At 40.2% G+C, this 23,758-nt stretch carries 25 protein-coding genes; 2 read left to right on the top strand and 23 right to left on the bottom strand.

Going from position 1 to position 23,758, the window contains the following annotated elements; translation table 11 throughout:
• Positions 1 to 23: 23 nt before the first annotated feature.
• The gene (locus B5F34_RS06730) at positions 24 to 1,076 is read right to left on the bottom strand and encodes a glycosyltransferase family 2 protein (protein ID WP_087336629.1); all 1,053 of its coding nucleotides are present in this window, start codon (positions 1,074 to 1,076) and stop codon (positions 24 to 26) included.
• A gap of 12 nt (positions 1,077 to 1,088) precedes the next feature.
• On the bottom strand, positions 1,089 to 2,429 hold the full coding sequence (gene mtaB, locus B5F34_RS06725) for a tRNA (N(6)-L-threonylcarbamoyladenosine(37)-C(2))-methylthiotransferase MtaB (protein WP_087336404.1): 1,341 nt from the start codon (positions 2,427 to 2,429) through the stop codon (positions 1,089 to 1,091).
• A gap of 237 nt (positions 2,430 to 2,666) precedes the next feature.
• Between mtaB and B5F34_RS06720 the strand changes: the two genes are divergently transcribed.
• Positions 2,667 to 2,861, top strand: a complete 195-nt coding sequence (locus tag B5F34_RS06720) for a hypothetical protein (RefSeq protein ID WP_087336402.1) — start codon at positions 2,667 to 2,669, stop codon at positions 2,859 to 2,861.
• A 129-nt stretch (positions 2,862 to 2,990) separates the two neighbouring features.
• Here the strand turns inward: B5F34_RS06720 and B5F34_RS06715 are convergent, their stop codons facing one another.
• The 21 genes from B5F34_RS06715 to B5F34_RS06615 all read right to left on the bottom strand — a co-directional run bounded on the left by B5F34_RS06715 (position 2,991) and on the right by B5F34_RS06615 (position 22,645).
• Positions 2,991 to 3,878 (bottom strand): Rpn family recombination-promoting nuclease/putative transposase, encoded by an 888-nt coding sequence (locus B5F34_RS06715; RefSeq protein WP_087336626.1) that lies wholly within the window; start codon positions 3,876 to 3,878, stop codon positions 2,991 to 2,993.
• 222 nt (positions 3,879 to 4,100) lie between these two features.
• The gene (locus tag B5F34_RS06710) at positions 4,101 to 4,478 is read right to left on the bottom strand and encodes a hypothetical protein (RefSeq protein ID WP_087336623.1); all 378 of its coding nucleotides are present in this window, start codon (positions 4,476 to 4,478) and stop codon (positions 4,101 to 4,103) included.
• A gap of 241 nt (positions 4,479 to 4,719) precedes the next feature.
• Positions 4,720 to 5,502 (bottom strand): hypothetical protein, encoded by a 783-nt coding sequence (locus tag B5F34_RS06705; RefSeq protein ID WP_087336399.1) that lies wholly within the window; start codon positions 5,500 to 5,502, stop codon positions 4,720 to 4,722.
• A complete protein-coding gene (locus B5F34_RS06700) occupies positions 5,495 to 6,292 on the bottom strand; it encodes a glycosyltransferase family 2 protein (protein ID WP_087336397.1) in 798 nt (265 codons plus the stop codon). Before B5F34_RS06700 ends, B5F34_RS06705 begins: the two co-directional genes overlap by 8 nt.
• Positions 6,293 to 6,300: 8 nt before the next feature.
• Entirely contained in the window at positions 6,301 to 7,074 is a 774-nt protein-coding gene (locus B5F34_RS06695) for a polysaccharide deacetylase family protein (RefSeq protein ID WP_162609300.1), read from the bottom strand.
• Positions 7,075 to 7,079: 5 nt separating this feature from the next.
• Positions 7,080 to 8,090, bottom strand: a complete 1,011-nt coding sequence (locus B5F34_RS06690; RefSeq protein WP_087336393.1) for a ketoacyl-ACP synthase III — start codon at positions 8,088 to 8,090, stop codon at positions 7,080 to 7,082.
• Between the two features lie 12 nt (positions 8,091 to 8,102).
• Positions 8,103 to 8,855 carry an SDR family oxidoreductase gene (locus tag B5F34_RS06685; protein WP_087336391.1) on the bottom strand — a complete coding sequence of 251 codons (753 nt, stop codon included), beginning with the start codon at positions 8,853 to 8,855 and terminating at the stop codon, positions 8,103 to 8,105.
• Positions 8,856 to 8,870: 15 nt separating this feature from the next.
• Positions 8,871 to 9,101 (bottom strand): acyl carrier protein, encoded by a 231-nt coding sequence (locus B5F34_RS06680; protein ID WP_087336389.1) that lies wholly within the window; start codon positions 9,099 to 9,101, stop codon positions 8,871 to 8,873.
• A gap of 24 nt (positions 9,102 to 9,125) precedes the next feature.
• Positions 9,126 to 10,223, bottom strand: coding sequence for a hypothetical protein (locus B5F34_RS06675; RefSeq protein ID WP_140392974.1), 1,098 nt, complete (start codon positions 10,221 to 10,223; stop codon positions 9,126 to 9,128).
• A 9-nt stretch (positions 10,224 to 10,232) separates the two neighbouring features.
• Positions 10,233 to 11,294 (bottom strand): glycosyltransferase family 4 protein, encoded by a 1,062-nt coding sequence (locus B5F34_RS06670; RefSeq protein WP_162609299.1) that lies wholly within the window; start codon positions 11,292 to 11,294, stop codon positions 10,233 to 10,235.
• 8 nt (positions 11,295 to 11,302) lie between these two features.
• Entirely contained in the window at positions 11,303 to 12,430 is a 1,128-nt protein-coding gene (locus B5F34_RS06665) for an EpsG family protein (protein WP_087336383.1), read from the bottom strand.
• A complete protein-coding gene (locus B5F34_RS06660; RefSeq protein ID WP_087336381.1) occupies positions 12,427 to 13,404 on the bottom strand; it encodes a glycosyltransferase in 978 nt (325 codons plus the stop codon). The genes B5F34_RS06665 and B5F34_RS06660 overlap by 4 nt, the downstream gene beginning before the upstream one ends.
• Positions 13,405 to 14,922, bottom strand: coding sequence for a hypothetical protein (locus B5F34_RS06655; RefSeq protein ID WP_087336379.1), 1,518 nt, complete (start codon positions 14,920 to 14,922; stop codon positions 13,405 to 13,407).
• Between the two features lie 3 nt (positions 14,923 to 14,925).
• The gene (locus B5F34_RS06650; protein ID WP_087336377.1) at positions 14,926 to 16,350 is read right to left on the bottom strand and encodes a polysaccharide biosynthesis C-terminal domain-containing protein; all 1,425 of its coding nucleotides are present in this window, start codon (positions 16,348 to 16,350) and stop codon (positions 14,926 to 14,928) included.
• 6 nt (positions 16,351 to 16,356) lie between these two features.
• Entirely contained in the window at positions 16,357 to 17,409 is a 1,053-nt protein-coding gene (locus tag B5F34_RS06645; protein ID WP_087336375.1) for a nucleotidyltransferase family protein, read from the bottom strand.
• Entirely contained in the window at positions 17,406 to 18,095 is a 690-nt protein-coding gene (locus tag B5F34_RS06640) for an acylneuraminate cytidylyltransferase family protein (RefSeq protein WP_087336620.1), read from the bottom strand. Before B5F34_RS06640 ends, B5F34_RS06645 begins: the two co-directional genes overlap by 4 nt.
• 4 nt (positions 18,096 to 18,099) lie before the next feature.
• Positions 18,100 to 19,257: a UDP-N-acetylglucosamine 2-epimerase gene (gene neuC / locus B5F34_RS06635; protein ID WP_087336373.1), complete on the bottom strand. Its 1,158-nt coding sequence runs from the start codon at positions 19,255 to 19,257 to the stop codon at positions 18,100 to 18,102.
• Positions 19,254 to 20,258 (bottom strand): N-acetylneuraminate synthase, encoded by a 1,005-nt coding sequence (neuB, locus tag B5F34_RS06630; protein ID WP_087336371.1) that lies wholly within the window; start codon positions 20,256 to 20,258, stop codon positions 19,254 to 19,256. Before neuB ends, neuC begins: the two co-directional genes overlap by 4 nt.
• On the bottom strand, positions 20,255 to 20,566 hold the full coding sequence (locus B5F34_RS06625) for an HAD hydrolase family protein (protein ID WP_087336369.1): 312 nt from the start codon (positions 20,564 to 20,566) through the stop codon (positions 20,255 to 20,257). Before B5F34_RS06625 ends, neuB begins: the two co-directional genes overlap by 4 nt.
• Positions 20,550 to 21,497: an ATP-grasp domain-containing protein gene (locus B5F34_RS06620; RefSeq protein WP_087336367.1), complete on the bottom strand. Its 948-nt coding sequence runs from the start codon at positions 21,495 to 21,497 to the stop codon at positions 20,550 to 20,552. Before B5F34_RS06620 ends, B5F34_RS06625 begins: the two co-directional genes overlap by 17 nt.
• Positions 21,497 to 22,645, bottom strand: coding sequence for a LegC family aminotransferase (locus tag B5F34_RS06615; RefSeq protein WP_087336365.1), 1,149 nt, complete (start codon positions 22,643 to 22,645; stop codon positions 21,497 to 21,499). Before B5F34_RS06615 ends, B5F34_RS06620 begins: the two co-directional genes overlap by 1 nt.
• Positions 22,646 to 23,310: 665 nt before the next feature.
• On the opposite strand from B5F34_RS06615, the gene B5F34_RS17865 reads away from it, so the two are divergent.
• Positions 23,311 to 23,508, top strand: a complete 198-nt coding sequence (locus tag B5F34_RS17865) for a hypothetical protein (RefSeq protein WP_239448846.1) — start codon at positions 23,311 to 23,313, stop codon at positions 23,506 to 23,508.
• Positions 23,509 to 23,758 lie beyond the last annotated feature (250 nt).

The raw sequence follows: 23,758 nt of genomic DNA, 5'->3' as shown, positions 1-23,758 counted from the left end.
CATATCGGACACTCACCCATGAGTCATTTCATTATTCCCACATCACGCCTTCCACCGGAGTAAAGTTGCGAGAACTCTTTCCTCCCCCGCACAAAAAACTGCCAAAGCAGACTGAAACGGCAGCGTTCCGGAATATCTTCCACCACTGTCAGACGCAGATTCTCCGTCCGAACCGCCGCATACAATGGCTTCAACTCATGAAATTCACGACGTGCCCGAAGCACAGCCTGCGCATTCTTCCACTGTCCCGTCAGCAGAAACTGCAAGGCTGCCACATAATCCAGGCAGGCACGCACACGCATGACCGAGGCCAGTTCCCGCGCAGGCAGATTCTTGTAAAGCATCAAAAGATTGTTGCGGAAATTCAGGAAAGTCTTGTGCGGATTCTCCCGCTTCAACGTGGCAGCCCCCACATGACAGACCACGCTACCGGGTATGCACACCACCCCACGTCCGCGGGCACGGAGCCTCCAGCAAAGGTCTATCTCCTCCATGTGGGCAAAGAAACGACTATCCAGTCCCCCCGCCTCCATGTAATCGGCACGGCGGATAAACAAAGCAGCACCCGATGCCCAGAAAACCGGCAACACAGTATCATACTGCCCCCGGTCCTGTTCAACATTCCCCATCAGGCGCCCCCGGCAAAAAGGATAGCCATAACGGTCGATAAAGCCGCCCGCCGCACCGGCATACTCAAAGCGGTCGCGCTCGCGCCAACTGCGCAACTTGGACTGACAAGCCGCCACGCCAGGATGCTCATCCATATAAGCCACCAAGGGGCGCAACCAGTGTTCCGTTACCTCCACATCCGAATTGAGCAGCACCACGTATTCTGCTTCTACCTGTGCCAAGGCCCGGTTATAACCTTCGGCAAAACCATAATTATGCTCCAAGACTATCAGACGGACAGAAGGGAAATCACGCCGCAGCATCCCGACAGAGGCATCCGTCGACCCATTGTCGGCCACCCATACCACTCCTCCGTCTTCTTCCGTCAAGCGGACCACGTTTGGCAGGAAACGCTGCAACATTTCACAACCGTTCCAATTCAATATGACTACAGCTACCTTATCCATCATCCGGCTCTCTTATAAAGACCTCTCTTTCCCGGCCGTAAGTATCACCCCCTCCAATGCCGAAGCATCAGCATTGAAATCACCCAAACGCACCGGAACTACCTGATTATCCAACGTATCATCGTGAGGCACCTCCACCCGGATATAATTTGGTGTAAACCCATGCATGGGCATTCCCGGTTTAGAACGTTCCAGCAGAACCGGCACCGTCTGTCCGATATGGCGTGCATAAAAAGCCCGTAGCTTTCCGTCCGACAGCTCCAGCAAACGTTGGCTGCGCCGGTGCTTCTCCTGCGGCGGCACTGCATAATCTATCTTCAAAGCCTGCGTACCGGGACGCTCGGAATAACTGAATACATGCAACTGCGTCACATCCAATCCGGACAGGAAATCGTAGGAACGCTCAAAATATTCCTCCGTCTCTCCCCTTGTGCCCACAATCACGTCCACCCCGATAAAAGCATCGGGCATGCGCATCCTTATCCGCTCTATCTTCGATGCAAACAAAGCCGTGTCATAACGGCGGCGCATCAGCTTCAGCACCTCATCGCAACCAGCCTGCAACGGGATATGGAAATGAGGCATAAAACGACGTGACTGCGCTACAAAATCGATGATTTCATCCGTCAGCAAATTGGGTTCGATAGAAGAGATCCGGTAACGCTCTACCCCCTCTACCCCATCCAATGCCTTTACCAAGTCGAAGAAAGTCTCGCCGGTAGAACGCCCGAAATCGCCGATGTTTACTCCCGTCAGCACAATCTCCTTTCCCCCTTCGGCCACAGCCTGCCGAGCCTGCTCCACGATAGAAGCAATGCTGCCGTTACGGCTGCGCCCGCGTGCAAAGGGAATGGTGCAGTAAGAACAGAAATAATCACAACCGTCCTGCACCTTCAGAAAGAAACGCGTGCGGTCGCCCCGCGAACACGAAGGCACAAAACTGCGGATGTCTTTCAGGGCAGAGGTGTGCGCCTCTCCCGCCCCATGCTTCTGCAGATTGCCTAAATACTTCAGCAAATCTTTCTTCTGCTCAGCACCGAGCACCACATCTACACCGTCAATCTTTGCCACATCCTCCGGTTTAAGCTGGGCATAACATCCCGTCACCACCACAAAGGCCCCCGGATGCTGCCTCACCAACCTATGGATAGCCTGCCGGCACTTCTTATCTGCCACCTCGGTGACAGAACATGTATTGACCACACAAATATCCGCTTTCTCGCCCCGTCGTGCCGTTCGCACTCCCGCTTCCTGCAGCATCCTTCCGATGGTGGAAGTTTCGGAGAAATTCAACTTGCACCCGAGGGTGTAATACACCGCTGTCTTATCCTGAAATATCTGAGTATCTATCATAAGGAGTTATAAATATGCGGGCAAAGGTACGCATTATTCTCAGTAAACCGACAACAGCCCCCTCTTTTCTTTCTCCAAGTCATTACAATTCAATGACAAAAGCATACCGAAAAGAGAGAACTTACAAAAAAATGAAAAAAAAATCGTATTTTTGAGTACAACCTATCCAAAAAGTCTATACCTTTGCGACGTTTTAATAAAGCAATTGATTGTATTACGTTTTAAAAAGCAAAGAAAATGAAAAAGTTAGTTTTGATGGCCGTAGCCATGGTAGCCGTATCTTTCGCATCTTGTGGTGGTAACAAAGCAGCTAATACTGAAGCAACAGAAGCTGCAGCACCTGCAACAGAAGAAGTAGCACCCGCAGCAGCTGACACAACTGCAACAGACAGCACAGCTGCCGCTACAGACACTACCGCAGTTGCTGAATAATTCGGCTTATCTCGGACTTAAGAGAGAATTGAAAGTCTGTCGTGCGAAAGCACCCAGACTTTTTTTATGCCCGTAGGTGTGGAAGGGGATATTCAGTAAATATCCCTATCTAATAAACGGAAATTATTATCACAAAGCATCGATTTCATCGGTAAGCAAACCGGTTGCTTGTGCAATGAATGCAACATCCATCCCCATCTTTTTCAGGTTGCGGGCTGTTTCCAAAATGCCTTCTGCACGACCTTCTGCACGACCTTCTGCACGACCTTCTGCACGACCTTCCAACTTAGCTGTGTTCAACACATCATTCTGAATCATAATGGCATTCAGATGTTCATCATACGCACGTTGATCTTCGGGCGACATGGAGTAATATTTCAGTTTCTCACGAGCTTCCCCCAACCCCGGAGCCGAGGTATCGGCCGCAATGATACCATCCTTCAGATAACGCATCCATTCGTCAAGAGGCGTGACGGCTACCTGGTCGAATTCGTTGACCCGAATAAGGATATATTCCGGGAAGATTTCAGAAGGAAGCCTGGACACAATGGCATTACGTTCCTTGCTTCTTATCTGTAGCAGGTCCTTTGTATGTACGCCAACAAACTGGTTTTGTCCGTGATACAGATAGTCACTTCCCAGGCCCAAATCAAAATACAAGATACTGATAGAATAGACCTTCTTCACTTGTTCGTAAGAGTTGCCCAAACTGATATGTTCTGTGATGGCTTTAGCCACTCCATAAAGCACCCGCTCCAGGTAATACAATTCACGGGTGTTTTGCACCTCGATAATAATAATCTCCCCCTTGCTGTTACGGGCCTTTATGTCTACACGGTTAAACTTGTCGTCCGCAGAGAGTTGGTTACTTTCGCTTTCCAGTATCTCGACGATAGTTATGGGTTCTCCCAGGAACACCGTTAGGAACCCCTCCAGCACACCGAAATTAGCTTTCTGCCGCAACAGACGTTTGATGGCCCAATCGAAACGGATATATTTGTCTTTCAAATCACTCATAATACATTGGTAATTATAATTAGCCGTACAAAGATAAAGTTTTTGCAGGAAATGCTCAAAAGCGAACAAAAAAAAATCCGGAGATGCAGAAGTGCGTCTCCGGATAGCGGCGTTTTTAGTAAGCTATGTCTGCCGAACGGCGGTAAGCGTCCAATTCTGACGTGCCCCCGCTTTACAGGCAGCAAGCCATAAATAACCATAAGGAGATGCCTCCTGTAATCGCTAACATAGAACCTCCAGCTTCTCTACCAGATGCAACAGCTGGCGGTAGGTTAAATTATTCTGCCGGAGGGAAAGCCCTTGATTGGTACGGACCGTTATGCCGAAACGCAATACGGTTCCCTTCTGACCGCCGGAATCCAAGTCTGAGGGCTTGTCTTCATCAGATTCTTGAGCTGGGGTTGTCTGGTCATCCCCGTCAACGATACGGATGGGATGGACGGATGCCTTTGACGGTTTCTTCCTGGACTTGAACCATCTTTCAAACTGTGAGTACACAATACCCTGCTGCTGGCAGAAATTCACGATGGAAATACCGTTAGGAACACCTTGCTTTTTGTAGAGTTCATAGACTCTTTGAAAATCTTCACTACTTGCCATAATCTTATAATTTGAGGTTTGTAGTGCAAATATACTGACCTTATATTTCAATGCCTATAACGGAATTGAGTGCTTACGCAAGCTCCAGCAGGTCGATTTCCTGCTCTTCGGTCTGTTGATTTTGATCCATATTTTGATTGGGATTGATTATTTTCTGGTGACAAAACTGATCCGAAACATGAATGCCTCGGGCTATAAAAGGATTAAGCCATCACCGGCTTTTAATAAGAATCTGAGATTTTTATTGCTTTACCGCAATAGGGGTTATCTTGGCCGCATCTTCATCACCCACATTCAATTCCTGTAGATGCTTGACATGTTTGCAAAGTGAAAGATACAGCGAGTAGAAAACTTGAATACTCTCGTTCATTTTGGATATGGTGCAAACCGGTATGGAATGTTTCATTTCCACATCCCAAATGAAGCTACTTCTCCGGATTTGCCTGATCAGTAGCACCAACTCTGGATTTTCATAGACGATGACAGGGATATCCAGGTAATCCAGTGTGGCATGTTTTAACCAACAAACGCGTGAATAAAGATAGGAAATCTCATCCCAATTGCTAACATTGGTAAGTTCCTTCTTGCCATTTTGAGTGTAGCTATAATAAAATCCGGTTTGCTGATTCTTTTGAAAATCCGTTATTGGCCCGAATGCAGCAGGTTCAATCTTCAAATAATGCGGGTCATCTGTCTTCCGGGATATTGAACATTTGTAAGCCAAGTAAGCTATGATTTCCTGCATACCGTTTGCAAGGCTGTCTATGGCATCCTGTGTACGCTTTCGTATTTGACGCCGTTTGATTTCTTCAGGGATGACCACTAACAAGAGATAAAATATCGTGCTGGAAATCACCGTAATGCTAAAATCCTTTGCCATATCATTTACCCGTGCTATCTTGTCCGTTGGCCAATCACATTCCCAGTAAGGGATGACTTGGAATACTACTTGTAAAAGGATGATGAGAGATAGGATGTTTATGACTAGCAAAATAGAGTGAAAGACCAATTTTAATTTATCCATGTTTCTGCAAATAGCGATTACTGTCAATTCTGTTCTTTATCAATTTCAAGAAATGATTGGGCAGAAAGAGCAAAAAAAACATCAGTATGCTTTGAACTTTGGAATAACCCAAAACTTCCCTGTACATTCTGATGTCATTTTGGACCAGTTTCCATTTGTCGGACGATAAAGACCCTTTTATCACCCGGTATTTCCACAATGGAGAATTTATGGCATACGCATAGTCAGTCTGTTGAACAACCCTCAGCCATGTTCCCCAATCTTCCCCTGTCTTAAGTTTCGGCATATAAATTTTACCGATGCGCTTCGTATCATAAATAACTCCAGGAGTACCTATATTGCAACCAATCTTCATATTGCGCTTGGATATACGCCAGGGTTTCCAAGAAATACCTGTCACATTCAAATGCTCATCCGCATATTCAAAGGCCGAAAACACAAATTCATACTTATGCTTCTCCATAAAGTCCAGCTGGACTTCCAGTTTATTCGGATACCACCAATCATCTCCGTCCAAGAAAGCAATATAACGTCCTTGTGCCTTGTCTATGGAATTATTACGAGCTACAGCCGCACCTGCGTTTTGCTTCAGAACGAATAGTTTAATCCGACTATCTTTTTTGGCGTATCCCTCTATCACATGTACTGTGTCATCTGATGAGCAATCATCTGTAATTAATAATTCCCAATGAGGATAGGTTTGTCTCAAGACAGATTCTATAGTTTCACCTATAAATCGTGCTGCATTATAAGTCGGAGTTATAATGGAAACCAGACCATAATTTTTCATACCGAAATTTATTTTGATTCACGCTTGATACGAAAGTAAAGGCGTTTTATTCGCTCATACTGTGAGCCCAAACAGTCCTTTACACAACGCAAAACCTGCCAGCGGATATACAATCTCTGCCGAAAGCTATTGTTGCAGACAATTTTCATAACATCTTCAGCACTCATTCCCTGCAAAACAACATAGCGGCCCAAGACTTGTATACTCATAAATCGTGTTACCTCCGTAGTGGGTATGGAAGTATAAAGCCGTTGAATGCCAGCTTCTGTAGCTTTTTGCATGACCACGACACTTCCATCCCCGTTTGGAATGGAAGCCGTCATTTCCTCTGTGACAAACGGATGTAATATGTTTACAGAATCCGTCCATTCCTTGGCAATCTCTTCCTCGGTCAGTTCTGTCAACATCGGATGCGTATGTGAATGGGAACCTATACGATGTCCCCTTTGTGCCAACTCGGCCAATTGCTCCGTTGTAAGGAATTGAGGAGTGTTCAAATATGCTGTGCTGATAAAGAATGTTCCACGTAATTCATATTTCTCAAGAATAGGAGCAGCCAATGTCAAAAATGAAATGCCGCCATCATCAAACGTAAACTCGACTTCTACCTCTGGGTGTTCATGGCAATACCGGACAACAGCTTTCACATGATCTTCGAAAATGTCTGCTTGAATTTTATATGGGAAAGCTTTTTTGTCTTGGAAGCCGCTCTCATAAGGTGTTCGCTGGTATATGTCGTGATACATGAGACATATCCGAAACGAATATCTGTCATTATCCATATTGCTTATTCTACAATATGAAGTATGGTAGCACCCCATGAATAGCCCACGCCAAACCCAGCAACCATAATCATCATCTCTTGTTTTATAGTTTCGTCCTGTTTCGCGTCATATAATGCAATGGGAATGGTATTCGATACCGTATTGCCATAATCGGCTAAAGCATAATAGAACCGATCGGGTGCGATTTTAATCTTGCGACGTAAAAAATCCAGCATATACTTATTGGCTTGATGAAATACAAACAGGTTTATTTCATCTAGTCCTTTGCCATTTGCCACCAGTGTGTCCTTCACTAATGGAGGTACATTATCCAATGTGAACGTAAATATTTCACTCCCATTCATATACAGGTAATCAGATGAAACCGGATTGCCATTTTCATCAATCGATAAATCACCGCGTTTCTCGGGATAACGAGCACCTCCCGTCTTCACCATCAGATTAGGTGCGCCGGAACCATCAGTGCCCATACTGAAATTCCCAATCTCTGCCCAGCCGGATGTGCTTATTACCGTAGCCGTGGCTGCATCTCCAAAAATAGTACGGTTCCCTTTGTCTTTGGGATGCAGATGTTTGCTGTAAGTTTCTCCTGTCAGCAGCAAGACGTTGCGAGCTGTTCCGGAAACAACCAGTCCTTTGGCTAAGGATAAGCCATACACATACCCCGAACAGCCTAAATTAAAGTCCAAGGCTCCAATGTCCTTTCGAAGTTGCAATTCATGCTGAATAATGCAAGCTGATGTTGGCAACAAATAGTCAGGGCTTTGGGTACAAAACAACACAAAATCTATACTTTCACGCGGAATATCTGTCCCACGGAATAAACATTCTGCTGCTTTTACCGCCATATCTTTAGCCGTTTCATTTTCCTCGGCTATATGCCTGATGTTCACACCAACCTTAGAAGCGATTTTATCCACACTCCATTCAGGAAAACTTTGAACTATTTCTTCATTTGTTACCTTTCTCTCAGGTAAGTAATATCTTATATCTTTGATATATGCCTTTTGCATCGCATTTCAATTTTAAAGTAATGTATATCCTCCGTCTATCAGCAGATTGCTTCCCGTCATCCAAATAGAAGCATCGCTCAACAAATAGATAACTGCATAAGCCACCTCTTCAGGTTTTCCATATCTTCCTAAAGGATAGCGTTTCGCATCCTCTTGAAGTTGTTCTTCCGTTATGGAACCACTTTTCAAGAATTGGGTATCAATCATGCCTGGATTCACACAATTTACTCGAATCCCCTTACCAGCCAATTCTATAGCCATACTTTTCATCAATCCGTTGACTGCACCTTTTGAGGCTGAATACAAACTTTCACCAGTAAATGAAACCCAAACGCCTGCAATTGATGAGATGAATACCAGTGAAGCTCCTTTATTGATTCTTTTTCTCTTGAGTAGTTGCTGCAACAATATCGCAGGAGCTTTGAAATTCACGCCCATAATCATTTCCACGTCTGTATCCGAAATGAAACGGAAAGGTTTGGGCATGGTCATCCCCGCGCAATTGACTACGCCGTCCAGTGGTTCCGATACTCTTTCTACCAATAGTCTTAGTCCTTCTTCCGAAGACAAATCCACCGGAATGATCTGATGAATTTGTGAAGCATCCATCATGCTAAGCGTTTCGTCCAGACGTTCTGCGTTGCGGGCAGTCAATATGATTTGTGCCCCCATTTTGGAACATTCTATAGCTATTGCCCGACCTATTCCAGAAGAAGCACCTGTTACCAAGACTCTTTTCCCTGATAATGAAAACGGATTATACATATCAGTCTAAGAATATTACTTCTTGCTTTGAATTAGCATGAACAAATCATTAATGGTATCTACCGCTTGTATGTCACTACCTTTGATACGCACGTCATATTCTTCGTCTGCCATGGCAATAATCGAGAGCGACATCAGAGAAGACCATTCACCCAGCTCCTTAAATTTGGTTTCAGGAGTAAGTTCATTGACATCTACGTTATCAAACTGTTCTGCAAATTTTTCAATAAAATCTTTCAATTCCATAGTTCGTAAATTATTAGAAGTTCATTATGTTAATATCACATCTGCGTACCCATACCGGACACGCCATAGATTTATGTCTGAAGCATCCTTGTATTGCTTGGTTTTGTCCTTCAAGGCAATGTGGGCATAGCCATGCGGAATGAACCCGCATCGCTTCATAGCCCTTACCACTTGGAGGTTATTGGTTGCGGTTTCAATGATATCTACCTGAGGTGAGAATGTAAGGGTTGCCATCCGGTATATATCCTCCTCAGACAACAAGCTTTCATCACGAATACCCCACTCCACGATAGAGCCAATCAACACATCTCGCAATACTCCTCCGGCTTGTTCCCTAAAACGTTCTTTAGTCATAAAAAAGGCTATCGGCTCTTCAGACTTCTTCACGATATAGAAGGATTGTATATTCTGTGGCTGTTCATAGAAATTATTATCCAAGTTCCATTGCAACCAAACATGATCATGCACTTCCATATAGGTGTGTCCATCATTCAGTACTATCTCGTCAATCCATGCTGGTATGCGGTCTACTTTCTCCACCTGGTATTCCCGCAGCAGTCGCTTTCCTTTCCTGTCCGACACAGATATGAGCCAACCAAGTGGGACATTCAGAATCTTGCTACAAACCCTCAATAGATTTCCTCTTACACCTTTGCTTTCCAGCATACATCGCACATTTCGTAATTGCATGATGCGAGGGAAAGCCAAGATATGATAGCGCAACTTTTTATATAGAGGCAACGCCATTTCCGACAAGCCAGCAACGACATTTACTGGATATTCTTCGCTCATAGTAAATGCCAGAAGTGGCTCAGCACCTACTCCCAAGTACCTTAATGGTTCAGCAGCTTCCAACGCTGAAGCTGTTCCGGCAGGTAAAATCTGCCCCCGCGCATAAAAACGGGTACCGAAACATTGAAGCCGTGCTGCTACTATATCATCTACGTTCACGAAGAGAAAGGCACAATTATCCCCCGAAATATTGAATGGGCAATTAAACCCTGCTGCTATACGCCCTTTGGTCAATAAATAGGATGCAATATGATAGGGATCTTTTTTTAAATAATAGTCCCCAGAGTCATAATTTCTAAAAGAAATAGGAGTATATGTAATGGTTGGCATAAAGATAAATTATTCGTTTATAAATGCCCGCAGTTTGTCAATGAAAATCTCTTCAGAAAAATATGAATTGAATACATTTAAAGAATACTCATTGACTCGAATGCTCTTATCTAATAATGAAATTTTATCAATAAATTCTTCAGGAGAATTGCACAATCCACCTATACGGTCATAATCTGCCGATACTCCTACAAAAGCCTCTTCTGTCCCTATGATAGTCTTACCGTAACTTAAGGCTTCAATCGTTTTAGTTTTCATACCCGAACCATAGAATATTGGTATTATCACAGCTACCGCTTCTTTATAGAAAGCAGACAAGTCATTCACGTATCCATCCAAAAAAACATTTACTGGTAAAGGACGATTTTGCAGAAGTTGATTTTGACAACACCCTCCTACGATTCTCACATCTAAATCAATATGTGTTGCTACATAATCTATAAACCAGTTTATACCCTCTACATTAGGGAAGAAATTGGATCCAACAAACAATAAATAGGGTTTAATATTGAGTGTACTTACTTGTATATTATTAGGATGCCGTTCATAAGTAATAGGAAGAATAATATCTGCCCCACGATCATACAATTGTTTGAATCCGTCATTGTCACGCTCTGTCAAAGCCAGAAGCTTAGATGTCCATTGAAGCGTTGTACGTTCATTCATTGAGACATGTATATAACGCAATTTTGCAATCAAAGTCGAATTAAGTTCCATTTCCTGCTTATACAACATGGCATCTACGTTATGCGCATAAACCATAGTTCGTATGCCCTTTTTGCGTAGTTTCTTCACAACATTGCCGAACAACGTCCCTTCTAAGAACACCCAATCATAGTTGTTTGATTGTGCAATTTTTAAAACTGACTGTTCATCTTGAATACTCACACCATAACTGCCCTGTCGCAACAATGACATAAAATAAGTAGCAATCGATGGCTTTTCATGCATATATACTATCACGTTGTCTCTGCCTGCTATTTTTTGTAATGCTCTAAGATTTCGCTGCATTACATACTTAGCTCCGGTATTGTTGTCATCTAGGAATCTTGAAATATAAAATATCTTCATTATGCTGATCATTTAAAGGCCGCGGGTAAAACGAAACTATCTTTTTCCCAAAAAAAATAATATCGTACATAATCATACTCGAAATTAGAAAGGGTACCTACAAATAGTAGAAAATACAATCCAAGCAGCAACATAAATAATTTGCGATTGGATGACTTGTAAAAAAAGAATAATGTATATGCCCCAACAATAAAGCTTGTTCCCCATAGATAAAAATTTACGCGTTGAAAAATTTGGCTACTTACAAAAAGATGTTTCCATAAAACACCTATGAAAAATAAATTATAAATTATAGTGAAAATTGAATCCCTAAAAAATTCTTTTACGCGATTGCTATAACATATTTGAATTACAATAATGATTAATGATACATAGAATCCAATTCCTAAAGAAACCTCCGAGGAGAGTTTAGCCAATGAACGTTCAGAACTCATATCAAAATAATCAGCATAAGGAGTCATCTGTATATAGACATCTATCAACTGAATAACCTCCAAACTAAGTTCAGCTTTAAGCAAGATTAATGAAATCAAAACTAATAGAAGTTGAATTCTAATATTTCGAAACCATTCATTTTTGTAACAAAATAATGGATAAAATAACAGCAATAAAAATGCTGATGAATGTATTAATATCGCTAAAAAAATTACTAAGTAATAGGCTATCCAATTCTTGCTTTTAATAAAAGGTAAAGAAGCTATGAATATAGAAAATGCTAATTCTTGACGTAAAGCATTAGCAAAAATGAGCCATGTACAACTAGCCATAAATGTATAGCCTATATAAGGAATTACAACTGACTCATGTCGAAATCCTTTGAATAGAAATAAAATCTGTAAAAACGCAATAATACCTAAAAATAATTGATAACTCCAAGGGCACAATTTCATCAAAAATAAAAAACCAGACTCAAGGCCATTAGTCAATGGCTTTCCAAATTGTTGATAGTATGTATATATCTCCTGATAACCAAAATAATCCGCACCCACTCCATACCGCAAACCAAATATTACAGAGTAGCAAATTAACGCCCATAGTAAATAATTATGTTTTCCATGGGGAAATTTTACATAATACCTACTTAACTGTACGAGAATAAAACTTGTTGTAAAATAAACAACAACAGATTGCATCATGTTAAACGAACTTTCAATTTAAAGAGCCAATAATACAGAGTATATGATTTGTTTAGTAATATTAATTTCCAGCCTTTACTATTAGGTTTTTCAAATTGTATCGGCAAATATTTACATAACGGAATAGCTTTTTTTATTTTTTTCAGCGGAATATTCCCAACAGCGATAGCTGAATATGTCAAAGTAAACATCTGTGCATATAACATTTCCGATAACATGTTTCTCTGAATTGGTGAAAGTTCATCGAATCGAGTATCTATCAACTTCTTAATAAAATCCAAACCATTTATCATTAATTTCAAGTGTTCTTCATTAAAAGTGCGAGATGCACTACCTATTCTTTCACAAACAACATAAAATGGAATATCTTGAAAGCACAATCTAACCGCATAGATAAAAACTAAATTTATAAAAATACTATCCTCGCCGTTTCGGACTCCTTCAGGAAAGGTTATTTTATTCCGTAACAAGAAATTTCGATTATACACCCCCCCACACACACTTCCCCTTCTAAAGCCGTTAGAGAAGATTTCTACACCACTATAAATATGATTAGTAATACATTTATCTTTCCACGCGTAATATATAGTTCCATTTGTTCCTTGGGAAATTAATAATAAAACATCTAAAGGTACATCTATCTTTTCATTCAAAATAGCATAGACATTTTTCAAACTTCCTTCTACAATCCAATCGTCTGCATCAATAAAAGTAACATACTCTCCTTCAGCAATTTGCAAACCAACGTTTCGTGCCATAGAAACTCCCCCATTAACACGATTCAGAATTCGTAAATTGGTATGATGATTGGCAAACTCATTCACAATTTGCATCGAATTATCTTGAGTACCATCATTGATTACAATTATTTCATACAGATTTTCACTCAAATCTTGATTAAAGATTGAAGACAAACATCTCCTAATATATAATTCAACATTATATACAGGAATAATAATACTAAATTTTTTCATTTAATCTATTGGCACTTTCTTAAAGGGATTTCTACTCAATAATGAACCTAATTTCCATGCTACTAACTCTACCAATGCAGTAAGCCCCAATGAATGAAAATAGTAATTACGATAATGTTGCACATATAGTTTCTTTCCAAAGAAAGAATAGGTTTTATAATCCATCGGGAAATCATGATTATCTTCCATTTTTCTCACGGACATAGGAAATAGTCCAAATTTTAAAACATTATCATTATATAGACATGGCAAATCTTGATCATCAATCAATTTCCACAATTCTTTTTCTGTCTTAGGTGTATGTACTACATGTAATTGATTATAATATGAAAATACTAAATTTATTACAGGTTTTCCCCAATATGTTGCTTCAATACCTGTTGTAGATCCAAAAACTATAACTTTTGATGCCGCATCCATTAAAGCATAAGTACTAATAGGACTATCAGCAGGTATGACCGTCAAATTTGAATAACTAAGTTTATATAGATCCTGATGATAATGGAAAGGCAGCCCTTTCAAATTGGGATGTACTCTAAGCCAAAAATGCTTATTACCATCATTCTTGTAATGTGCTACTATAGTACATATTCCGTCTATTTGCGTTGGGAACACCCTTTCTGAATCAATCCGTTCATTAATAGAACAAAATTCATCTTCACTAGAATTAAAAATGACAATATTATCCTTTGCCTTGTCCCAATTTGGGGGCATCAAGCCATTTTGCTGTTCCTTCACATATATCTTATCTCCTGCAAAAACCGCATTCCGTCTATTTTCATAAAATGAACGTGCTAGTTTTTCACGCTCTACTGGGTCGCTATAAGATTTCCACATAATTTCATATTTTTCATTACAAGCATACGCATCATGGGGAATAGAGTTATAAAACAAATTTCTCCTAACACAATTAGGCGGACATTTAACATTCTCGGTTACGACAAATTCAATATTACGAATTCGGGCAAGATCTAACACTGGACGATATTCTGCGAATCTGCCATTAAATAGATAAATCAAATCTGGTTTATAATCGTCCAATATGCGAATGATAGAATCAGTCAATCGTATTTGATGCTGCAATAAAATGTCTATATACAACTTTACAGCACCCATAAATTGTGCATCCAAATTACGAGTTAACGTTATATATGTGGACAATGCAGCATAGCCTATTTTCACTCCGCAATAAGTCAAGGATTTTAATTCTGCAATATTTGTATATGCATACTTAAACTCGGATATATGCCTTGCAGAGTTTTTATCGCTATAATCCTTTAAATTCTTTAGTACAACACCAATAGGAAGAATTCTTTTCATTCTTGCATGCTGAAGGAAAGAACACATCTTACATTGATTACGCTTAAACAAGGGATTCAATTTACAACCACATAGAGATTCGTCACAGCTCAAATATAAGACGCTGTTTCCTTTGGATATGTATTCTTTGGCTTCTTGAAGTGCCATTGCTTCCTCATCACCATGTAATGAAATAGAATATATCAATACCTTTTTCATAATTCATCTTACTCTTTTAAATAAATATTTGATTACTGAATAGATTTGTAAACGAATAGATTTGTTTAGCATAATTATCAAAATGAAAATAACTGCTCCCACACAATTCGTCAGTGTGGAGTGACTGAAATAAGCCATCAAGGTAATAAGGACAAAGTATCCCAATAATACTATATAAATCCACGAATACTGCAAAGATAAAAATCGTTTAGCATACAAAGAACGAGTTATCCACATTACAAAAAACGATAAAATAATAGCCAAAATAGCTCCCCAAATACCCAATACAGGAATAAATAATACATTGCAAATCAAAGAAGCTATCGCCCCCCACACCGAACTATAGAAAAAATATCTACTTTTTTTTACAACGGCAAAAATGCCACCCGTAAGTCCAGACATACAATTAAAAATAACTCCCAAACAAAGAGGGGCTATAAATACAGCCGCTGAATAATACTCTTGAGAAGAAAATATGAGTAGTAGTTCTTTACTAAATATCGTTATAAGCGTTGCGAAGCTAATTAAAGTAACATATAATATACGCAATACCCGATTATAAAACCTCTCAAACCCCTCTTTTCCATATTCTTCGCAAACAGACACCTGCCAGGATGAAGCAAAGTACTGGAACACCATGCTCAGCACCGAAGAAAATTTGTTTGCGACAGCAAACAAACCGATACCGGCCATCCCTACATAACTTTCCAAAAAAGGACGGTTGAACGAAGAGACAAGCCAGAACATTAGACTATTCGGAATCAGCGGTATGGAATATTTTACCATGGACTTATAAGAAGCAAAGGAAATGCTTTGAACAGAAACGTATCTATACAACTTAGCAAAAAAGACAGCATACATAGAAGCCACCAAATTGGATAGTATCATGGAATACACATATCCATTTACACCCCATTGGGGTATCAGGCAGAAAGCCGTCCCTGCTAAAACTGTAGCATAAACCAATCCTGTAAAACTATATACTTTCATGGCATTGATGGCACATGCGAACTGCTGGACCAGCGTTTGGAAAAACGATGAGCATATAATGCCATATATCAACCAAATATAGGTTACAAAAGAGTTGCTGATCTGATGTCGGTTTCCATAGAAATCTACCAGACTGAAAATGATAGCCAATCCTGCTAACAACATCAAGGTGAATGCTATGGCCGAAGAGAAATAATGTTTCTGCTCCTTTACAGACGCACCTTTGGGAAAAATAAACATGGCTTCTGCTACAGACAGCGTAGATACACCTGTCAGCAACGTCGCGTAAACTGTAATGATATCCGTTGCTCCATAATCTGATACCGAAAGCCAACTTGTATAAAAAGGAAGCATCAACAGACTGACAATCTTGGTCAATGCTCCACCGAATAGGATAAGAGAGGTGTTTTTTATCAAACGTTTATAACGAGCTTCCATAAAATCTTATGATTTAATAAGATGTTTCACCACCTCCTTGGCCCTCTCCAGCTCATCATGCTGACCGATATCAATCCAATACCCAGAAATAGGATACCGAATCACCTTATACCCATCCCTTATCAATAAGTCAATAAAGTCCGTAGCATTAAAGAACTCATTCTCCGGTATCAAATCCAACCGTTCTTTCTTTATCAAATAGATACCGGCATTGGCATAATAGCTGATAGTCGGTTTTTCTGTTACCCCCTTAATCTCCCTACCTTCCAAATTGAATACACCGTAAGGAACCTTCACTACGTAAGGCACAGCCGCCACACTCATATCAGCATCGTTCTGCATAAAATGCAGATAGAAATCCTCGTAATCGATATTGGTAAACAAGTCGGAATTCATCACCAGGATGGTGTCGTTATAAAAAGTTTCCACGAACTTAATGCTGCCTATGGTTCCCAGGTATTTGGGTTCACGAACTGTATTAATCTTCACACCATCGCGAGGCACGCTGAAATGTTCTTCAATCTGTTCCCGAAGATAATTGACCGTAACGGATATATGATTTAACCCGTAAGACAGCAAGTTGTCAATGTTATAATCAATAATACACTTGTCCCCTATCTTAATCAAAGGTTTGGGTGTCTTTTCCGTCAACGGACGAAGCCGCTCCCCTTTTCCTCCGGCCATCAATACGGCATCTATGGGAAGTTTGGTACGATATTTTTCCAAGTTGACGATATCTACAATGTGGTCATCATCATCCAAAATAGGAACAAGTTTCATTTTCAACTCCCGTTGTTGATGGAGGTGAACTACATCATCATTGACATCTCTACGAAGAAAATTGAAATTACGATGCATCGCATCACTTATCTTATCATGAACATCAAGTCCCTTTAACAATCCTCGGCGAATATCTCCGTCTGTCAAAGTCCCGACAGCCTTCTTTCTTTCATCTATGACAAATAAGACCAAAGGTCCCGTGCTTATACTGTTAATCACCTCCAAAGCATCCAGCAAAGTTTTTTCTTTGGAAATAATATGCAACGCATTTTGACTCATAAATCCATATCATTAAAAATCAATTCAGCCACTTGCCAGTCCAGCATCGTGTCCAAATCCAAGGAGTGTTCCCTGTCCATCAAATATTTTCTTCGTTTACTGAATTTAGATAATGGCATTCTTTTCAAACTTTCCGGATTTATGACATAGATGGCACCATTGTATTCGTATACAGGCGGACAATCCTGCCGCCGCGTATAATGCCCATCCCCTTTGGAAATATGCAACATTCCGGAAGCATCCTCTTCAAAACACAAATAATACGGATTGGCTTCTGTTTCTTTTACACTTACCACCATATCTATGTCGTTCGAATATAAATTTAAGGCTTCCTTTATATGAACACCCGTGCGAAAAGGAGAAGTGGCCTGCAACAATATGACTGCATCAAAATACTCTCCCTTATCCTCATAGAATTTTAATGCGTGCAAAAGTACCTCATACGTTCCTGAAGTATCTGTAGCCAAGCTGGATGGGCGCACAAAAGGGACTTTCAAACCATAATCCTCAACTATCTCAATAATTCGCTTATCATCTGTGGACACGCAGATATGGTTATCATCTGCTATGCAACGGGCTGCATCTATTGTATAACAAATCAAAGGTTTGCCATGCAATGGCTTTATATTCTTGCCGGGGATCCCTTTACTGCCACCACGAGCAGGAATAATCACTAACACATTCATTTGTTCAGTTGATATCATAAAACTTTTTTTGTTTCAGATTCTCCAAGGGATAAGTTGATATAACTTGGAATATATTTTTAGCAGTATTTCCTTTCTCATAAGGATTAACCGCACGTCTTGCCTCTTCTCTAAATTCATTGGAAAGCACTATTTTCAACCCTTCAATAATAGAAGTTGTATCACTAGCACAATCATAAACAGACTTACCACGTGTGCGTCCTTTCTGTCTGTCGCCAATATTTAAAGTGGGAATGTGTGAAGAAGGAACTTCCACCAAACCGCTTGATGAGTTCCCAACTACAGCTGCTATATATTGCATTGTGGATAAATAACGTCTTACCCCCAATGATGTAAAACACTTTGCCCTATCAGCGTGCAAAATACAATATGATTCTATAGCTGATTTTATACTATCTCCCCCTTGATCCGAATTAGGCATGGTAAACAACACACGTAGTTGAGGAAAAAAGTCAATCGCTTTGAGAAAATCATTTATTTCTTCGCGGACGTTCCGTTCTCCTAATGTTACAGGATGATAAGTTACCATTATAGTATTGTCATCTACAGAAAAACCTAAAGATTTTTCTAAATCGACCTTACACAATAAAGGAATATCCTTCATATTTTCAACTCCTATGGCCCCAACATAAAAAACCCGATTTGGCTCTTCACCCAATTGAATCACTCGTTTTCGGTTCTCCTCTGTTGATGTAAAATGTAAATGACTCATTTTAGTAATGCAATGACGTATGCTATCATCAACAGCACCTTCGCTAATTTCACCTCCATATAAGTGTGCTATAGGTATACGTTGCAACATTGCCACAATGGCAACTACCAGCATTTCATACCTATCTCCCAATATCACAACCAAATCCGGTGATAATTTACGAAAAGCTTCACTCATGCCATTCATCTCTTCCGACATGGAGTGTATTACACCATATGCATTATCAGCATCTTTATGCATAGGTACTTTTACATCAATATAAAATCCGTCCCCTTCAATCTCCTGATATGTATTTCCATATTCAGGTAATAAATGCATATTTGTAGCAACTACCTGAAGAATACAATCCGAAGAATCTGCAATTAAGCGCATCAACCTGCTGAGAAGCCCGTATTCTGCGCGAGTACCAGTCACTACACAGATTTTCCTCATAACACTATCAATTCATCTTCTTGAAAATCACGCGTTGCAATTTGTCCTAAAACAGAATCCCAAGACATCGGAGATATACCATTACCGGGTCGTTTTACTGTTATATTATCTTCCGTAAAAGGTTCACCGGCTTTAATATTGCGAGAGGCAACAATACTTTTACGGGCTATATTCAAATTCTTATATTCAGATTTAGAAACTTTCTTAATGCCATCTCCCAGTGCCTGCTCTATATTGCGGATGGCTTTTACCATCTCTTTGAATTCAGAAGGCTCTAAAGATGCTACATGATCTGGCCCTGGCAAAGTTTTATCTAGCGTAAAATGTTTTTCTATAATTTCTGCCCCCACTGCCACTGCAGCAATAGGAACCTCTATTCCTTTCGTATGGTCGGAATAACCAACTCTCACACCAAATGCTTGTTTCAATGTTTGCATGGCATAAAGGTTCACATCCGACATGGGAGTAGGATATTCCGTATTGCAATGCAATAAAGATATCATACTTAAAGACAAACCATTAGATAACAAAACATCTAATGCTTCTTCAATTTCACCTAATCTACACATTCCCGTTGAAAGTATAACAGGCATATGCAAGCGAGCTATTTTTCTAAGATATGGTAAATTAGTAACCTCACCAGAAGGAATTTTCATGTAATCCATACCTAGTATTGATAAAGTATCAATAGATTGTAGGTCAAAAGGAGTAGATAAAAATTTTATCCCGATATCATTACAATATTCTCTTAGTGATGCATAACAGGAAAGTGGGAGATGAATTTTTTCACACATTTCCAATTGACTTTCTTGCTTTCCTACATTAATTTTCTGATAGGTTGCCATTTCTGCAAACTTTGATATAACTTGTTTGGGAATAGCTGTTTGAAACTTAATATAGTCTGCGCCAACATCTTTCGCCACTTCTATCATTCTTTTGGCCAATTCATAATTACCATTATGATTGACGCCTGCTTCTGCAATGATTACAACTTTGCTCATTTTTTCTCTAATATTTTCAATATATCATTCCAATTGCCTTTACAGGTTATGGCTCTATCATCTATCCACACGTCACCAACAGGTTTTCCCATAAACAATTGATGAAACTTAATTCCATACCTTTTCAACCAATCGACCGTCATTTCATATTCGGCCCATGTACGCGCTGAATAAATAATAATCACATGTCCAGCTTCATATAAAGAATTAATTGCTTCTATAGCCCCTTCTTTAGGCTTCGCTAAACAACGGCTAAATTGACGTTCTTCAGTACAAATAGTACCATCCATATCAATTATTATCTGCATAAAAAATCACTTCTTGAAAATATCTTACCATTATAGTCTTATCTTTCCAATCCCATTTTGGCTCAACATCAAGTTGTAATGCTTCGCCTATAAGCATTGAGAGGATACCTGAACCAGCTCCTATACTTGTAACAACCCCTCCTCCTAAACGAGGATTAATCTCCATTACATACAATTTCCCATTCTCATCTTTTAAAAATTGAATAGTAATGGGGCCTCTAAAATTGCCTAACAATAGAATTTTGCAAGACAAATCTATGATAGCCTTGTCACGTAATGTCTGACTCTTAACAGCTTCACCTCCTAAAGTGCTTAGACGAATACGAGGCACAACTGATAGAATCTCCCCTCCCTTTGCAACATAACAATCAACAGATATTTCTATTGGATTTTTAATATAACTCTGGATTAAATACTTGGATAATACATTTGTTGGCAACTCTTTTCGACCTGAACAGACTGAAATACCTTTTGAAGCCGATCCTGTACGAGGTTTCAAGATAACGGGATAGTGAATGTCATCAATGTCCGTATAAAAATCGGGTTGTGGTATTTTATTCTCATGAAACCATTCCGCCGCCAACAATTTATCAAACATTGTTTGACAAATTGAGATCTCAGAAACAGGAATGAAAAGATCTGGACAAAGTATTTTTAATTGCGCAGCGATTAGTATAGCAGGATCCACAAATGGTAAAACTACATTTATGTGTTCATCGCTTATCACCCTCTGTAAATCTGAAATTATTTTTTTATCATTCCATTTCAGCCCTATTATTACCTTAGCAACAAAAGCTATGGGAAGTTTATCCTCAAGTTCATAAGAAATAATATTTATACCAACCCCTATGCTATCGCCACATTTTTTCAAATGTTTGGCAAGCGATACCCGCTTTGCACCACCTAAAAATAATATATTCAACGTACCCATTATAATCTTACACTACTCGGTATATTCACAATCCTGTCCGCCAGCCACTGCGTATTCTTCAGCCCGTCCGTCTCACAGTGCTTGAACATCTCCAGACGATTCATTAGTTCCCACACTGGACGGGTCATTACACCGTGGTCATTGGTATATTCCAAGAACTCCTGTTGGGCGACCTTGTCCTTCAACATCACCACGTTCAGCCAATAATTGGAACGGCAATCAGCCGACTCGGTGAAAAAAGTGATGTCAGGAATGTTCTTGAAGAAATCTGCATAGATGGCAGCCGTTTCCCGTTTGCTCGCCACATAACGGTCTATGTTCTCCAACTGGGCGCAGCCCAAGGCGGCATTGATGTTGGGCATGCGGTAATTGTAACCGATATGGTCATGCACGAAAGCCCAACGATGGGGCACCTTCGCCTGGGTGGTCAGGTGCTTGGCCAATTTGCCCAACTCCTCATCCTGGAACAGAAGCATGCCGCCGCCTCCGGTAGTGATGGTCTTGTTGCCGTTGAAGCTGATGGCCCCTACCTTGCCGAACGTTCCGGTATGGCGACCTTTGTACAGGCTACCGATGCTCTCGGCGGCATCTTCCACCAACTCAATGTGCCATTCTTCACAGACGGCTACCAGTTCGTCTATTTTGACAGGATGGCCGAAGGTGTGCATGGGCACACAAGCCTTCACCCTGCGCCCGGTATGCTTATTATAGCACACACCGTTTTTAACCTCTGCATTCCTTACCAACCAATCTTTCACAGCCTTGGGAGAAAGTCCCAACGTATCCATGTCCACATCAATAAACACGGGGTGGGCACCGATGTAGCTGATAGCATTGCAGGTGGCAATAAAAGTCAGAGCCTGGGTCAGCACCTCGTCGTCACGCTCTACGCCGATAAGCATCATCGCCATGTGCAGGGCGTTCGTACCGCTCACGCACACAACGGCCCTCCTGGCACCCGTATAGGCAGCCATGTCCGCCTCAAAACGGTCCACGAACTTGCCTACACTGGATACAAAAGTAGTGTCTATGCACTCTTCCAAATACTTCTTCTCGTTGCCGATGAAGAGCGGGGCATGCAGGGGAACGGTTTCCTCTGTCCCGAACAAGTGATGAATAAAATCGGTTATTTCTTTTTTTCTTTCCATTTTAGAATATAATTTTCTGTACTTTTATACAGATATTCAAACAATATCAACCGTACCTTATCTACTATAATAGCAGTTACAAATACGACCGTAAAAATAACTAGAAGCCCAATTATATGTTTTCCAATTGAATAACCGTATAGACTTTCTGCAATATCATAAAACCGTTGTTTTATATCCGGATGCATGTGCAATAAATAGACTGCCAATGCCGAAGATGAACACCAGTTGACTGCCTTACTTTGAAATCTAAATCCCTTGAAAAGACAAAATATAAAAACTGTTTGCGCTATGATAAAAGGATTATTATAATACCAAAGATTTTTACCATAAAATGCACCGATGATGGTAGAAATCATTATCAGTAAAGTACTCAATAATATACCTATAATAGCTGAACGACGTAACAGATGGAAATCTGTCATACGAATATATCGTCCTATCATATAGCAGCCACAAAAACTCAGTATGGAATAACCGCCTAAAAAATTAGAGTTTCCCAATAATTGATAATAAAATTGCAGACAAAAGAAAAGTACTATATATAGTAAATATTTTTTACCCCCCCTATTACATTCATATACTTTGAATGCATATTCAAAAGAGGTGCCAACAGATACAAGCCTATATAGGCAGTTATGAACCAATAGGCAGTAACAACAAAATTGAGACGAACTAAAAATGTCTTTAAAGAGAAATCAATTTCACCTAAGAACAAAAGAAGAGTATATAAAGCGAATACCCAAAAGAATACTTGGAAAATCAGAGAAGCAAAACTCTTTAACCGCCATTTGATGGAAAAATATCCAGAAATCACAACAAAAAGATTGACAGCCGAAATAGAAGTAGCTTCTCGAAAATAATCTGCCAATGTTCCAACAGTAAGGTCATTTATGCTCAATGTTTCCGGTTGAAAAAAAGTATGAAGATTCACAACCATCAACATAGCTACAATCCGTAGCAACTCAAAATTGGACAGACGCATATGTACGCATTACATTTTCTGATCCAGATTCTTTCCTTTCTCCACATGCTCAAAGTTCGGCAGGAAGCGTTTGATGGCTTCCACCACTTCGGCCTTGGTAAAATCAGGCTCATGGAAAATATCTTCCA

Source organism: Mediterranea sp. An20 (assembly GCF_002160055.1).
Taxonomy (GTDB): Bacteria; Bacteroidota; Bacteroidia; order Bacteroidales; family Bacteroidaceae; genus Bacteroides; species Bacteroides avicola.
Note: the sequence above shows the minus strand (reverse complement) of the source record. Positions and strands in the feature narration are given on the sequence as shown.